Annotated in this window: 14 protein-coding genes; 11 read left to right on the forward strand and 3 right to left on the reverse strand. The window is 50.8% G+C overall.

Annotation, left to right across the window (positions count from 1 at the left end):
• Window positions 1–30 precede the first annotated feature (30 nt).
• The 3 genes from NT073_RS21490 to bla all read left to right on the forward strand — a co-directional run bounded on the left by NT073_RS21490 (window position 31) and on the right by bla (window position 3,660).
• The gene (locus NT073_RS21490) at window positions 31–1,185 is read left to right on the forward strand and encodes an aminotransferase class I/II-fold pyridoxal phosphate-dependent enzyme (RefSeq protein WP_297377541.1); all 1,155 of its coding nucleotides are present in this window, start codon (window positions 31–33) and stop codon (window positions 1,183–1,185) included.
• A 218-nt stretch (window positions 1,186–1,403) separates the two neighbouring features.
• Window positions 1,404–2,585, forward strand: coding sequence for a cystathionine gamma-synthase family protein (locus tag NT073_RS21495; protein ID WP_297377543.1), 1,182 nt, complete (start codon window positions 1,404–1,406; stop codon window positions 2,583–2,585).
• Window positions 2,586–2,610: 25 nt separating this feature from the next.
• On the forward strand, window positions 2,611–3,660 hold the full coding sequence (gene bla, locus NT073_RS21500; protein ID WP_297377545.1) for a class A beta-lactamase: 1,050 nt from the start codon (window positions 2,611–2,613) through the stop codon (window positions 3,658–3,660).
• Between the two features lie 231 nt (window positions 3,661–3,891).
• Here the strand turns inward: bla and NT073_RS21505 are convergent, their stop codons facing one another.
• Complete coding sequence (locus NT073_RS21505; RefSeq protein WP_297377547.1) at window positions 3,892–4,170, reverse strand: hypothetical protein; 279 nt, start codon at window positions 4,168–4,170, stop codon at window positions 3,892–3,894.
• 27 nt (window positions 4,171–4,197) lie between these two features.
• On the reverse strand, window positions 4,198–5,646 hold the full coding sequence (locus NT073_RS21510; protein ID WP_297377549.1) for an NADP-dependent isocitrate dehydrogenase: 1,449 nt from the start codon (window positions 5,644–5,646) through the stop codon (window positions 4,198–4,200).
• 164 nt (window positions 5,647–5,810) lie between these two features.
• On the opposite strand from NT073_RS21510, the gene NT073_RS21515 reads away from it, so the two are divergent.
• Complete coding sequence (locus NT073_RS21515; RefSeq protein WP_297377551.1) at window positions 5,811–6,893, forward strand: acyloxyacyl hydrolase; 1,083 nt, start codon at window positions 5,811–5,813, stop codon at window positions 6,891–6,893.
• 59 nt (window positions 6,894–6,952) lie between these two features.
• On the opposite strand, the gene NT073_RS21520 is transcribed toward NT073_RS21515, so the two are convergent.
• The gene (locus NT073_RS21520; protein ID WP_297377553.1) at window positions 6,953–7,816 is read right to left on the reverse strand and encodes a TIM barrel protein; all 864 of its coding nucleotides are present in this window, start codon (window positions 7,814–7,816) and stop codon (window positions 6,953–6,955) included.
• 134 nt (window positions 7,817–7,950) lie between these two features.
• Here NT073_RS21520 and NT073_RS21525 point away from each other — a divergent pair, with 134 nt between their 5' ends.
• The 7 genes from NT073_RS21525 to NT073_RS21555 all read left to right on the forward strand — a co-directional run bounded on the left by NT073_RS21525 (window position 7,951) and on the right by NT073_RS21555 (window position 15,210).
• A complete protein-coding gene (locus NT073_RS21525) occupies window positions 7,951–9,099 on the forward strand; it encodes a cellulase family glycosylhydrolase (protein ID WP_297377555.1) in 1,149 nt (382 codons plus the stop codon).
• 251 nt (window positions 9,100–9,350) lie between these two features.
• Window positions 9,351–9,869, forward strand: a complete 519-nt coding sequence (locus tag NT073_RS21530) for a sigma-70 family RNA polymerase sigma factor (protein ID WP_297377557.1) — start codon at window positions 9,351–9,353, stop codon at window positions 9,867–9,869.
• Window positions 9,853–10,644, forward strand: coding sequence for a HEAT repeat domain-containing protein (locus NT073_RS21535; protein WP_297377559.1), 792 nt, complete (start codon window positions 9,853–9,855; stop codon window positions 10,642–10,644). The genes NT073_RS21530 and NT073_RS21535 overlap by 17 nt, the downstream gene beginning before the upstream one ends.
• Window positions 10,645–10,712: 68 nt before the next feature.
• The gene (locus NT073_RS21540; protein WP_297377561.1) at window positions 10,713–11,492 is read left to right on the forward strand and encodes a hypothetical protein; all 780 of its coding nucleotides are present in this window, start codon (window positions 10,713–10,715) and stop codon (window positions 11,490–11,492) included.
• 21 nt (window positions 11,493–11,513) lie between these two features.
• Window positions 11,514–12,212: a hypothetical protein gene (locus NT073_RS21545; RefSeq protein ID WP_297377563.1), complete on the forward strand. Its 699-nt coding sequence runs from the start codon at window positions 11,514–11,516 to the stop codon at window positions 12,210–12,212.
• A 386-nt stretch (window positions 12,213–12,598) separates the two neighbouring features.
• Window positions 12,599–14,338, forward strand: a complete 1,740-nt coding sequence (ggt, locus tag NT073_RS21550; protein WP_297377565.1) for a gamma-glutamyltransferase — start codon at window positions 12,599–12,601, stop codon at window positions 14,336–14,338.
• 233 nt (window positions 14,339–14,571) lie between these two features.
• Window positions 14,572–15,210 (forward strand): DUF892 family protein, encoded by a 639-nt coding sequence (locus NT073_RS21555; protein WP_297377568.1) that lies wholly within the window; start codon window positions 14,572–14,574, stop codon window positions 15,208–15,210.
• Window positions 15,211–15,253: the final 43 nt, after the last annotated feature.

A 15,253-nucleotide genomic window follows, 5' to 3' on the forward strand; every position in this document is an offset into this window, starting at 1 on the left:
AAAAGCCGTCTAAGCATAAACTGGCGATAAATGGCTATTTTCAGCCTTTACCGATCACCAGCCCCATTTATGCGCTACACCCGAATGCCCATCGAAATTGAATCGCCGGAAGAAATTGGCTATTCGACCATCCGGTATAATCTGGCGGAAAGCTCCATACGGGACATTCCGCTGGGTGAGCTGAATCTTAACTTAAACGACCTCGTCCTGAGTTATGGCCACCACCGGGGCCACCCGGACTTACTCGACTGTATTGCCAGCGAGAGTACGGTACTGACGCCCGCCGATGTGCTGGTTTGCAGCGGTGCCGCTTCGGCGTTGTTTGTCGTTGCTACCACCCTGCTCAGCGAACACGACCACCTCATTGTGGTGCGCCCCAACTACGCCACCAACCTCGAAACACCACGGGCCATCAACTGCGAAATGAGCCTCATCGACCTAACGTTTGATGAACAGTTTGCACTAAATATCGAGCAGGTTCGTCAAGCCATTCAACCCACTACCCGGCTCATCAGCATCACCAACCCGCATAATCCAACGGGCACGGTCATTCCCGAAACGGTACTGAATGAACTGGTGGCATTAGCAGAAGCGTATAACTGCTATCTGCTGGTTGACGAAACCTACCGTTATCTGAATTTCCAGACCCCGCTTCTCCCCTATCTGGCCCAAAAAAGTAAGCATGTCATTTCGGTCAGTTCGCTGTCGAAGGCGTTTGGTGTGCCGGGTATTCGCATCGGCTGGATCATCTGCCGGGATGCGTCGCTCATGCACCGGTTTCTGGCCGCCAAAGAGCAGATTATGATTACCAACTCGGTGGTGGACGAGCAGATCGCCCTGCACGTATTACAGCATCAGGCCAGCCAACTGGCCGAAGCTCACCAACACATCCGCACCAACTTTGCCCTCACTCAGCAATTCTTCGCCCAAACGCCCTATCTGGAATGGGTGGAGCCAACGGCGGGCGTCGTCTGCTTTCCGCGTCTGAAAGCCGGATATTCCCTCAACACCGATAACTTTTACCAGTCTCTTTACAGCGCTTACCAAACTATTGTCGGTCCGGGGCACTGGTTCGAGCAGGACAAAATCTACATGCGGGTCGGCTTCGGCTACCCTACCACCGACGAGCTACGAACCGGCCTTCAGAACATCGAACGCTGTTTGGAAGAGCATATAAAGCCTTAAATCAATTCGTTTTTTGCGTATTATTACCTCCTGCTCAACTCCTCATGGAAAATCAATCCAATTTTCCATGAGGAGTTATTTTCCGACAACAAAAAGAGGATAAAATGCAACAGAGGCAATAATCTCCACGGTATCGCATTTCGCTAGTGAGACAATAAAAATCTCTGTGCATCTCTATTTTTCTCAGTGCATCTCTGTGACATAACTAAACTCAAGTAATGGATTTTTCGAAATACGAGAAAAGTACCGCGTCCGTCTGGGCGGGCGAAACCGACCCGGTACCCAACGGTGCTGTCACAACACCCATCGTCAAAAGCGTTGCCTTCGCCTATACCGATCTGGACGAATGGCACGAAGTAGCCCTGGGCAAAGCCGACGGCTTCATCTACAGCCGCAACACCAACCCAACCGTTCACGTACTCGAAGAAAAAATCCGGATTCTGGAAGGTGCCGAAGCCGCCACGGCCTTTGCCACCGGCATGGGCGCTATTAGTAATACGCTGTTTGCGCTACTGGGACCCGGCAAACGGGTGGTTTCGCTCAAAGATACCTATGGCGGCACCAGCCGACTCTTCCTCGATTTCCTCCCCCGCTATCAGGTAAACGTTACTCTTTGCGACACCACAGATTTCGACCAGGTCGAAGCCGAAGTAGCCAAAGGCTGCGACGTTCTTTACCTCGAAACGCCCACCAACCCCACCCTGAAAGTGGTCGATCTGGCCCGACTGGCCGCAGCCGCTAAAAAGGTGGGTGCCGTTACGGTTGTCGATAATACCTTTGCCACACCCATCAACCAAAATCCACTGGCCCTGGGTGCCGACCTTGTGCTCCACAGTGCGACCAAGTTTCTGGGTGGCCACTCCGATGCCATGGGTGGCGTCTTGTGCGGCAGTAAAGAACTGGTCAGCAGAGTATTCCAGTTTCGGGAGATCAACGGAGCCAGCATACAGGCCGATGCCGCTTACATGATTGCGCGTGGCATGAAAACGCTGGAACTGCGCATCGAACGGCAAAACGCTTCGGCCCTGACCATTGCCCGGTATTTGAAAGTCCACCCCAAAGTAAGCGATGTGTTCTATCCGGGACTGGAAACGCACCCCGGTCACAATATCGCCAAAGCGCAGATGTCCGGTTTCGGGGGCATCATGAGCTTTTCGCTGAATGGCGGCTACGACCAGGTCAGGAAGTTTTTACCGAAGCTCCAGTTTGTGCATCTGGCCGCCAGCCTCGGTTCGGTCAGTACATTGGCCGGCCCACCCCGAACTACCAGCCACGTCGAATTGACGGAAGAACAGCGCCGGCATCTGGGCATTCCCGAGAGCCTGATTCGGTACTCGGTAGGGATCGAGAATGTGAATGATCTGCTTGCCGATTTGGAACAGGCGCTGGCATCGCTCTAATCAAATTGCCCTAAACCCTCATACAATGACCTCAATTCTTTTCAAAATCAACGTATTCGTACTAAGCGTATTACTATTCTTCAATAGCCCATCGCTGGCCCAAACCGGCACCGCTGGCAAAAAAGACATAGCCACCCAACGGCTGGAGCAGGAACTGGACCGGGCTGCGGCAATCGCTAAAGCCAAAGTGGGCATTTGCGCCCTTCACCTCGAATCGGGTAAGCAGGTGAGCTTGAACTTACAGGAGCGATTCCCGATGGCAAGTACCGTAAAGGTTGCCATTGCGGTGCAGTTGTTTACTCTGATTGAACAAGGTAAATTATCCCTGATGACAATGGTGGATCTGCAACCGTCTGACCTTCATCCGGGAAGTGGTACGCTTGAAGTTCTGTTTGCCAAACCCGGCGTTCAACTGTCCGTTCAAAACCTGCTGGAGCTGATGATGGTCATCAGCGATAATTCAGCCACCGATATTCTCCTTCGGCTGGTGGGCGGTACCGAAGCCGTTCAGAATCGGCTTAAGACGCTGGGCATACAGGGCATGTCCGTCGACCGGACGATTGTCCAGCTGATCGCCGATCTCGAAGGCATCACGCTGCCCCCTTCCGATAAATGGACGGTCGGTTTTTACGCAAAACTGGACAGCACCACGACACCGGAAACAAGACGGGCTGCGGCTGCGCGACTCAAAACCGACCCACGCGATACGTCAACTCCCGATGCGATGGTTAATTTACTGGCGCAAATTTATCGGGGTACGGCCCTCAAACCCGAAAGTCGGGCGTTGTTGCTGGGGGTAATGGAACGTTGCCGGGGTGGAGCCGCCCGCCTGAAAGGCTACTTACCACCGAACACGATTATTGCCCACAAAACCGGGTCGCTGGATGGCAGCGCTACGGACGATGTGGGTATTATCACGCTTCCCGGCAATGCGGGACATATTGCCATTGCCGTTTTTGTGGGTGATTCGCCCATGCCACTCGCCGAGCGGGAACAGACGATCGCCCATGCCGCCCGCTCTATTTATGATTACTTTCTGTATCAACCGGCCATTATGTCGAACACGGGCCGGTAATAGATTCACTCATATAAAATGACAGCACGGTACGGCAGCGTTATACTACGCTACCGACCGTGCTGTCTTCTCAAACAATTAAAATAGCTACAGACCCGACTACCGTGCAAACAATCAGTGCGGTATAGTCCGAAAGGCTGTTGTTACGTCATTCAGGCCTGTAGCAGGTGATCATAAAATATAGGTATAGTAATGATCCGTTTGTAAAGCAGGTTACCAGACAGGTCTTGCCTATTGAGGAACTTCCCTGATGGTCAGTACACCATCAATATCGACCCGGCTGCCTCGTTGAGCCGCTTCCCGAAGAAAACGAAGGGACTGCCGCAAGTCCTCTTCGAGCTGCTTGATTCGGGTTTCCGACGCTTTTATGCCCTCTTCCGTCTGGTCGTGCAGGGAAATTTTACGGGCATGATGCTGTAATTTAGCATTTATGATTCCCGTAAGGATAGGCGTAGCCTCTTCGGGGTTAAAGCGGCCGTTAATGACCTTTAATTCTATTGGCTCAGACATGTTTTTTCTGCTAAAAAGAGTGATTACTTAAGCGCCCTGACCCGCCGAGAAGGCTGGCTGACCATCGAACGTGCAAAGGTTCTCCGTCTTGATGATGCGGTAACCGGCTTCGGTGAGCTTACTCTGCAATGCAAGAATTTCTTCGTACCGGACGTTTTTCACATCACCGGCCTTGAACCGGCAGCGCCAGTGATCCGTACAGAACGTTTCGGCGAAACCGTCCGGCCATACTTTTACGCCCCGGTTGGTAATCATGGATAAGCTCAGTGGTCCGGAGGTAAACTTAGCCAGGCCATCGCCCAGAAGAGCCGCATCCCGGTTTTCGTGGTAGAGAAAAATATCGACGCCAACAGTTTCCGTTGTCACAGGTTTTCTCACACTCAGCTTATCTTTTATCGGCTCAGCCTTCACGCTGGCGTACTGGACAGGTTTGAGTTGGGTAGGTAACTGCCCCATGCGGGCAATGACCGCGTCGGCAAATTCTTTTGTCCCCACGCGCTCGGTACTAACCGACTCTTTGTAGATATCGTATGTATGGATACCGTCTTCCAGCGTTTTGAGCCAGGCATTGTGCACTTTAGAAGCCACCTCGCCCTCGCCCAGATGGACCAGCATCATAATGGCTCCCAACAATAAGCCCGATGGATTGGCCAGATTCTGACCTGCCCGCCGGGGGGCCGATCCGTGAATAGCTTCAAACATGGCCACTTCTTCACCAATGTTGCTGCTACCGGCCAGCCCAACCGACCCGGCAATCTGAGCTGCCACGTCGGAAAGAATATCTCCGTACAGGTTCGGCATCACAATAACATCGAACGCTTCGGGCGTATCGGCCAGTTTAGCAGCTCCAATGTCAACAATCCAGTGTTCTGCTTCAATCTCCGGATACTCCTTAGCTATTTCATCGAACACCTGGTGGAACAAGCCATCCGTTTGCTTCATGATATTGTCTTTTGTGAAGCAGGTCACTTTTGAGCGACCGTATTGACGGGCGTAGTTGAACGCGTACCGCACAATTTTTTCGCAGCCGGGCCGCGAAATAAGTTTGAGGCACTGGACAACTTCCGGTGTTTGCTGGTGTTCGATACCCGCGTAAAGATCTTCTTCGTTTTCCCGGATAATCACCACATCCATGGTTGGGTGTTTGGTCGCTACAAAAGGCGCGTAGGAAATACACGGACGAACATTGGCGTACAGACCCAGCATCTTGCGTGTAGTAACGTTCAGGCTTTTGAAGCCACCGCCCTGTGGGGTTGTGATGGGGGCTTTCAGGAAAACCTTCGTCCGACGCAGCGACTCCCAGGCTTCGGGCCGGATACCCGCCGAGTGGCCGCTTTGATAGACTTTTTCGCCGATTTGTATAGTTTCATACGCCAATGGAGCCTTCGCAGCTTCGAGAATGCGAAGGGTTGCTTCCATTATTTCAGGACCAATGCCGTCGCCGTAGGCTACGGTTACGGGAATCGAATAAGACATAGTGAATACAGTGTTTTTTTGACAAATGTAAGACTAATATTCACAAATGATAGTAATACTATCAAAAATAAACGCTTTACTACTAATTTTACTAGCATAACTAATAAATAATTGGTCATCTAACTGAATTATAGCCATATAGATCGGGCTGAATAACTACAGGCATGAACCTTTTAGTTTACCTAAGCGGAGTTTGGGCGTTGATGCAGCCAGCGATGAGTGACTCTGTGCAACAGCAGATTGGAGTACAGGCGTATACCGGCTTCATCATTCCGCACGCGCCGGACCTGAAAGCTATTTCGCAAAGCAGACCCGTTGGTACCGAACTAACCTATAGCCGAACGGCCTTCAACCGGGCAGCTTACGAACGCTGCAACTGCTTTGCACGTACAGGTGGGTACATAAATTACGTCGCCTTTAACAATCCCGCCGAATTGGGCCGGACAGTGGGCCTTGGCGGGTATTTCGAGCCGCTGATCCGGCACCGGGAATCACTGTATTTTTCACTTCGGGCAACAGCAGGTCTGGCCTACATTACACGGGTATATGATGCCGAGTCGAACCCCGGAAATACCTTTTTTGGCTCGCCATTGAGTGGGATGCTGTCCCTTTCTGCCAGCGCGCATCACCGACTAACGAGGCATATTCATGCATCGGTAACGGCCAGTTACAACCACATTTCCAATGGCGGTATCCGTCAACCCAACCGGGGTATGAACTTTCCCACGCTGGGGCTTGGACTAGTATACGTAACTAATCCAACACCTTTGCCCAATCCGGCTTACTGGCCGAAACCAACGGTAAACAACCGCTTTACGAAACGGGTGATGGCGTTTGGCTCCGTGCGGACGCTGCCCCAAACGGATAATCTGCCGGAAACGGCCGGGTGGCTCTGGGGCCTGTCAATTACCACCGGGTACCGCGTGAGCCGGTTTCATGCCTTCACGGGTGGGTTGGAGTTTGTGGACGACGGCTATATTCGGGAACAGCTCCTTCGGGAAAATCAGCTGACCAACCATCGTCAACTGGGTTTGCTGGGGGGCTATGAGTTATGGCTTGGCCGGTACACGTTCACGACGCATCTGGGCTGGAACCTCGTTCAACCGGCGGCTCTGCCCGACGGTCGCCTTTTTCAACGATACCAGCTACTTTATACGATGCATAATCGCTATCTGGTGGGTGTTGGCCTTCGGGCCAGGCTGAACGTGGCCGAGGGGTTCGATCTGCGAATGGGGATACAATTCTAACCAAAAGGGCAGCTGATCATCCTGACCAGCTGCCCTTTTACACGTGATAGATTGTTTATTTACTGCTTCAAACCTTTCAGGTACGCGATGCTTTTGGGCATTTGTTCGTATTCCTTGTTGCTTTCATCCTCGATGAAATAATGCTTCACACCCGCCTTTTTGGCCAGACGTAAGATCTCGGGAATGTTCACCTGTCCATCACCGAGGGTCACGTCGTTTTCGGGCGGGGTGCCACCCGTCAAATCACCTTTTATCCCTTTCTTAAGGTCTTTCAGGTGCATGAGTTTATACCGGCTACCGTATTTCTTCAACAACGCAACCGGATCACCGCCCCCGTGCTGGGTCCACAAAATATCCATTTCGAAGGAAACGTATTCCGGGTTCGTGTTCTTTACGATGTAGTCGTACAGGGTTCCATCCTGATACGGTTGAAATTCGTAGCCGTGGTTGTGGTAGCAGAACGTGATGCCGTTTTCTTTCAGCGTCTTGCCCACCCGGTTAAAATCCTCAACGGCTTTCTTTGCGTTCTCCAGCGAGAAATTTCCTTTTTGATGCGGAATCCAGGCGACCATCACGAAAGAAGCTCCCAGAGCTTTGGCTTTTTGTACCGCTTCCATAGGCTCTTTTACGATCTGCTCATACCCCATGCCCGTTGCCGGAATTTTGATACCTCGTTCGTCACACAGCTTCTTAAATTCTGCTTCGGTAAATCCTTTGGGTGCTCCGCCTTCCATTTCGGTGATACCCAGCGCTTTGATCGTATCCAGCGTAGCAATAACATCTTTAGGAAAACTGGCGCGGTAGGTATAAGCCTGAACACCCACCGGAAAGGTGTACAGCGGTTTGCCTTTCTGGGCAACGCTATCGGTTATACCCAGGGCAATTGTCGTTGCCAGATACAACGAGAAAACGAGTTTTTTCATGGTTAACGGTTTTTCATTTTATGCCTGTCAGTCAACAGCAAGTCTTCGTTCAATAAGGCGTTATACGCACTATTTTTACTGTATTTGCCAAACTATCGATAAGTAGATTACCGGATTTACAGACTCTTTTTTCCATGCAACGAAGGACGTTTATCCAGAACACGGGTTTGCTTACGGCAGCCCTCAGCACCACCGGAACCGAGCTTTTAGCCCGTTCGGCTCCGGCCACCGCAGCCAAAAACAAACTACCCAAATGGAAGGGGTTCAACCTGCTGGACTTCTTTTCGCCCGATCCGTCCAAAAGCCGGAAAGGCACGCAGGAGGATCACCTCAAATGGATGCAGGACTGGGGTTTCGATTTTGTTCGGCTGCCGATGGCGTATCCGTATTACCTCAATTTCGACCGGAGTCGCAACATTACCCCCGACGAAGTCTACCAGATTGACCCGCAGGCCGTCGACCGGATTGACGAGCTGGTCACTATGGCTCACAAGCATAATCTGCATGTAAGCCTGAACCTGCACCGCGCACCGGGCTACTGCGTCAATGCGGGCTTCCACGAACCGTATAACCTCTGGACCGATCAGGTAGCACTGGATGCATTCTGCTTTCACTGGAACATGTGGGCGAAACGGTACAAGAATGTATCTGCCCAAAAGATCAGTTTCGACCTGCTGAACGAACCCGGCATGCGGGCCGACATGAACGACCAGCACTCCAAGCGGGGCACGGTTCCGGGCGAGGTATATCGAAAAGTGGCGCTGGCCGCTTCGGACGCTATCTGGAAAGAGAACAAAAGCCACCTCATTATTGCCGATGGCAACGATACCGGCTCGTCGGTGATTCCATCCATCGCCGATCTGAACATTGCCCAGAGCTGCCGGGGGTATAATCCGGGCATTATCTCGCACTACAAAGCCCCCTGGGCCAATAAAGACCCGGAACACCTGCCCGAACCCAAGTGGCCTGGGCAGGTAGGCGACAAATACCTGAGCAGGGCCATGCTGGAGACCTTCTACCAGCCCTGGATCGAGTTGGTAAACAAAGGCGTTGGTGTGCATTGTGGCGAGTGCGGCTGCTGGAACAAAACCCCGCACGATGTGTTCCTGGCCTGGTTTGGCGATGTACTCGACATCCTGTCAAAAAACGGCATCGGCTTTGCCCTTTGGGAGTTTATCGGCGATTTCGGCATCCTGAATTCGGGCCGGGCCGATGTGGCTTACGAAGACTGGTATGGCTATAAACTCGACCGAAAACTACTGGAGCTGATCAGAAAGGCATAACCGTAATCCCGAAGGTTTGTAGCTGGCTGAATGCCTGCCCAACGTGCTGATTCTTCAACTTTAGCCCTTACTTGATTCTGGCAGGTATTTAAGACTTGTAGGAACAGGTGAGGGCACTATTTATTTTGGGGGAATCGATGGCCTGCCGTATGTCATTGGTAACAAAGCCCACCCTGCATGTTTGCTATTTCTTAAAAAAATCTCTCCTTCCCCTGTAATGTTTCGCCGACATAGTCGTCTTTGTCAGTGAAATGGATCTACACGTCTTCAAACAACGGATACTGCCTGTTCAGGGACGCCTTTTTCGGCTGGCGCAGTTGTTTCTACGCAATCGCGAAGAAGCGGAAGACACGTTGCAGGATGTACTACTGAGGCTATGGACGAACCGGCAACAGCTGGATTCGTATCATAGTGTAGAAGCGCTGGCAGTCCAGATGACCCGAAATATATGCCTGGACAAACTTAAAGCCCATGTTCGACAGAAAACAACGGACGACACCGACCTGCCGGGCGTTCAGGCGGAGGGTGCCTCTCCCTACCAGCAGCTAGAGCTATCCGACAGCGTTAGGCTCATGCATCGACTGATGGATGATTTGCCGGAACAACAACGATTCATTTTACACCTGCGTGACGTGGAAGAGTATTCGTTCGATGAAATCGAACAGGTAACAGGTCTCAGTATTAACAACATTCGGGTGATCTTATCGAGAGCCCGCCAGCGGCTACGAGATAGGTATATAAAAACCAACGACTATGAAGCAGGATATTGACAAGTTGCTGGAACGCTATTATGAGGGAGAAACATCGCTGGATGAAGAAAGACAGCTACGACAGTTCTTCCGGCAGGAATCTATTCCGGTGCACCTGCAACACCATGCAGCCCAGTTTCGCTATTTTGCAGATGCGCGTGACGAACATCCCTCGCTAAAGTTCAGCACCGCATTAGCCAGCAAACTGGATCCGTTGACAAGCAATCCGTTCGGCATTTTGAAAAACTGGAGTGTACGGATAGCGGCCAGTATTGCGTTGCTACTTATTGGCTTTGCCGGAGGACTGCTTTATACCCATTGGCGATCTGCCGATGCCACCACCCAGTTGGCTAATTCGACAACCAGTGCCGCCCCTGAAGTAGCGATCAAAAAAGTGCTGGCGTTCGAGTCGAATCCAAAAACATCGGCCAGTGAGCGTATTCAGGCGATCAACCAGAGTTTTGAGCTTACCCAGGCGGATCGGGATATAACCCAGCTTCTGATCAATACCCTGAATTTTGATCCGAACGTAAACGTCCGGTTGGCTGCCTGTCAGGCGCTGGTCCGCTTTGAAAACGAACCTGTGGTACGTAATGCACTAATCCAGTCTCTTCAAATTCAAACGGACCCGAATGTTCAGATAACACTCATTGACGCACTCGTTGCCATTAAAGAAAAGCGGGCCGTTACTGAAATACAACGTCTCGCCCAGAATCAGCAGGTACTTGAAGCCGTACGTATCAAAGCAGCCGAAGGCATTACCCAGTTGGATAATACGTCACATTCACTTTCATGAGTTAACCGGCCACCTGTTTTAATCAGCATCTTACTGACTAGAACATTCTACATATAAATAATCAAACCATGAAAACCATTCTTTTGCTTAGTGCATACCTATTTTGGAGTTTTACTACCCTTCAGGCCCAGGAATACAAGACGAAACTGACAAACGCTAAAGACCGAAAAATAACCATAGAGATGGATGCCACGTCACTCAAGATTGAAGGGCATAATAGCGACGACATACTTATTCAGGCATCATCCGGTTATGAAGCTCCACCCGAGCGAGCCAAAGGACTAAAACCGATCTATAACACAGCAGTAGATAATTCGGGGATAGGTTTGGCTGTCACAACGGAAAATGGCGGGTTAAAAATTGAAAAGGCAACCCGGAAGCCGATAAAGTATACCATGAAGCTACCCCGTAAAGTGGCCCTACTATACCAGGAAACGAACTGGCAGGGCTCCCTCATCAGCATTAGCAATATGGACGGCGACCTGGAGATAAAAACCAATAATGCGTCTATCGACCTTACTAATGTGACGGGGCCAGTTGTAGCCAATACGATCAACGGCGAAGTTAAAGTGGTTTATTCGACACTAAGCCAGGAGAAGCCAACGGCGATTTCTACAATCAATGGCCCGGTCGATATTACCCTCCCTGCCAATGCCAAAGCAAATCTGAAACTTCGGTCGATAAACGGTGAGATGTATACTGATTTTGACCTGGGCGTGAAAACATCGAAAGATGGCATGTTGAAAGTTGGCGGTGGTCATGATATCGACGGCACGACAAACGGCGGGGGTGTTGAGATGCAACTCAAGACGATCACGAGTAATATCTATATCCGAAAACAAAAGTGATACCTACTCTCCTATCGACTCATGAAAAAACTACTATTCCTCATACTACTATGCGCCATTATCCGGCCAGCTGTTGCGCAGAAAATCATCGAGAAAACGTTACCAGTCTCCGGGAATCAACTGGTGAACCTCAACCTGAAATTTGCGGATAGTATTCAGGTTCGGTATTGGGATAAGCCGAATGCAGCCGTCCGGATTTCGGTTACCATTAACGGAGGCAGATTAAACGATGCTCTGGTCGTAACTACAGGCGCTACGGCACAGGAAGCCAGTCTGAAAACCGATTTTGATCAAGAGATGATCAAACAGGGAAAAGAAGAAGACTGCCCTGGCCAGCGACATTCCTGGAACTCAGACCGCAATGGAAACCGGTACTCGGTGTGCAGCGAAATTAACTATCAGGTGTTTCTACCCCGGCAGGCGCAACTCAAAATCGAAACCATTAGTGGCAATATTGACATTCAGGGAGCGACAGGGCCCGTATTCGCGAAGACAATCAGCGGTTTTGTCGATATGAACTGGCCCAAAGCTAAAGGAGCAAACATAGCCATGCAAACCATTACGGGTGAAGTTTATTCGGACCTCAACATCGACTTCAGGAATAAAAAACAGAAAAATCCGATTGTAGGCTATCTACTGGAGGGAACGGTGAACGGCGGAGGCCCCAGTGTCCGGCTGGAATCCATCAGCAATAATGTGTATCTGCGGCAGAAAGACTGACATTCTGTTAACCGTCTATTCAAGAATCAACTAGATCACCAGACCGAAATTATACACCTCCCCTTTGCCTGGGTGTGGCCCTGAAAAGACCGTAAATCTGTATCCCTTTTATACTAAAGTGTCCTGAATGTCTATTGATTGCCACCAATAGGCGTTCAGGACACTTTCTAAATTTCTGACGATAAACGGGAGGTTCTGAAAATGCGTGAGTTTTGAAGCTCATTGCCTATATAGAATTAAATTATATTGAGATTACACACAAGGCAAGTAGATAGGACCTGTTGTCCATTTTACTGTGTACGTTGTGTATTGGCAATACGCACGCTGACAGATAAAAATAATCAGCGTTTGTTCGTCACCTCTTTTCTTAATCATTCTCTTTCGGCATGAATACCCGGGTTGCCTACTGTCTAGGATTGTTTTGGCTCCTTACTTTACCTCTTTACGGGCAACTTACCGGAAAAGGCGACCGGATTACGGGGCCTAACTTCGCTACCCGCAGCCCGATTCTGGGACGACACGGGATGGTCGCTACCAGCCACCCACTAGCTACACAAATTGCGCTGGACATTCTTAAACAGGGCGGCACGGCAGTTGATGCAGCCATTGCAGCTAATGCCGCCCTTGGGGTAATCGAGCCAAATAACGGCGGTATCGGTGGCGACCTGTTCGCGCTTGTGTGGTCGGCGAAAGACCATAAACTATACGGTCTGAACGCCAGTGGCCGATCGCCCATAAGTTTGACGTATAGCAACTTACGAACTAAGCTGGGGGATCAGGCTCACATTCCATTGTATGGCCCGTTGTCCGTATCAGTTCCAGGAGCGGTAGACGGCTGGTTCACCCTGCATCAGCGGTTTGGCAAGCTGCCCGTTCGTACGCTGCTGGCACCCAGCATTCGCTATGCGCGGGAAGGTGTTCCTGTGCCGCAGGTAATCGCCTACTCCTGGCAGGTGGCGGCAGCCCGATTAGCCGCCAGCGAGCGCATTATTCAGGAATTCGACAATTTCCGCCATACGTTTCTGATCAACGGCAAAGCGCCCGTCGAAGGGCAGGTATTCCGCAACCCGGATCTGGCAGCTACTTACGAAAAAATAGCTGCCGGAGGGCGGGATGCCTTCTACAAAGGCAGCCTGGCCGACGCCATGGACCGCTATGCCCGCCGGGCCGATTTATACCTGCGTAAAGCCGATCTGGCCGCTCATAAAAGCACCTGGGTCGACCCGGTTTCGGTAAATTATAGAGGCTACGACGTCTTCGAATTACCACCCAATGGACAGGGCATTGCCGTTTTGCAGATGCTTAATCTGCTGGAAGGTTATGATCTCAAAAGCCTTGGGCACAATAGCGCCGACTATCTGCATCTATTGGTCGAAGCCAAGAAGCTAGCCTTTGAAGACCGGGCCAGATACTATGCTGACCCCGAGTTCTCTGCCATCCCCGTAAACCGGTTGCTCGCCAAAGACTATGCGGCCAACCGACGCCAACTCATTGACCCGAAAAAAGCCTCGGAGCGACTGGACGCGGGTGAACCAACTCTCCGTTCGGGCGACACCGTTTACCTGACCGTAGCCGATGAGCAGGGCAATATGGTATCACTCATCCAGAGTAATATGCTGGAGTTTGGCAGCGGTATGGTGCCCGACGGCCTTGGGTTTGTCTTTCACAACCGGGGCACCAGTTTCAACCTGAACCCGGGTCATGCCAACGTGTATGCCCCCGGAAAACGGCCGTTCAATACGATCATTCCAGGCTTTGTCATGAAGGATGGGAAGCCGTTTTTAAGCTTTGGGGTTATGGGGGGCGCTATGCAGCCGCAGGGTCATGTGCAGGTACTGTGCAACATCATCGACTTTGGCATGAACGTTCAGGAAGCAGGTGATGCGGCCCGGTTCAGCCATGCAGGCAGCAGTGAACCCATTGGCACGGTCATGACTGATGGCGGCAAGCTGGCCCTCGAAAGCGGCATTTCAGCCGAAGTTCGGGCCGAACTCGAAAAGCGCGGCCATCACCTCGCCCCAACCGATTTTTTTGGGGGTTATCAGGCCATTCAATGGGATCTTGTCAACCGAATTTACCGGGGAGCAACGGAGATGCGAAAAGATGGTCAGGCCACCGGTTACTAACTAATGAAAAGGAATCTATATTTAGCCGTTGATTTGCACCGACTTATAATTGAATAGCCGCTATCAGTGCGATTACTTTCCTCGAAGTAAGGTGAATTTTTACTACAAATGCTGTGGAAAAATAGAATCATTTTTTACCAGCATGATTGATAAGACTTTGATAATCAATCATTGGCATAGATTTGGATATTACTCTTCAAAACAAGTAGATTAAATTTAATTAGTTAATTAGCATGGCAAACCTGGCAGATCGTATAGCAAGTTTTTTTAGTGGTAACGATTCCAACACCGACGAAGGATTACGCGACCTCTTCATTAGTGAGCTGAAAAGCGTTTACTATGCAGAGAAGCGAGCCGTCGACGCCCTGGGTGATCAAGCCGAAGCAAGCACAACTAATGAAGTACGCAGTGCTTTTCTGGCGCATCAGGAGCAGAGTCATATTCAGGTGGAACGCCTGGAAGAAATTTTCAGAATTATCGGTATCAAAGTAGACACACACCTCTCTGATGGCATCGACGGGCTGATTGGTGATGCAAAACGGGTTGTTTCGGAAACAGAAGCGGATTCACTGACGCGCGACGCAGGCTTAATTATTGCAGCCCAAAAGATTGAGCATTACGAAATTGCAGCCTATGGATCACTCCTTACATTAGCTCGCACGCTTGACTTTAACCAGTCGGCCGAATTAATTGAAAAGACGCTGGAAGAGGAGAAAGAAGAAGACTACAAACTGACTATTCTGGCGCAATCGTTCGTCAACAAACGCGCCAAAGAGGAGGAAGAAAAACACCCTGGCAGCCACCACGCCAGTCGGCCTGTTCCCCATGGATCCGACTCAGACATCACGTTGGGCGGACCACTGGGCGTTTAACTATGTAGCATCGACGGTCAATGTATTGGGTTGTGTATGTGGT

The organism is Spirosoma sp., assembly GCF_026391055.1.
Taxonomy (GTDB): domain Bacteria; phylum Bacteroidota; class Bacteroidia; order Cytophagales; family Spirosomataceae; genus Spirosoma.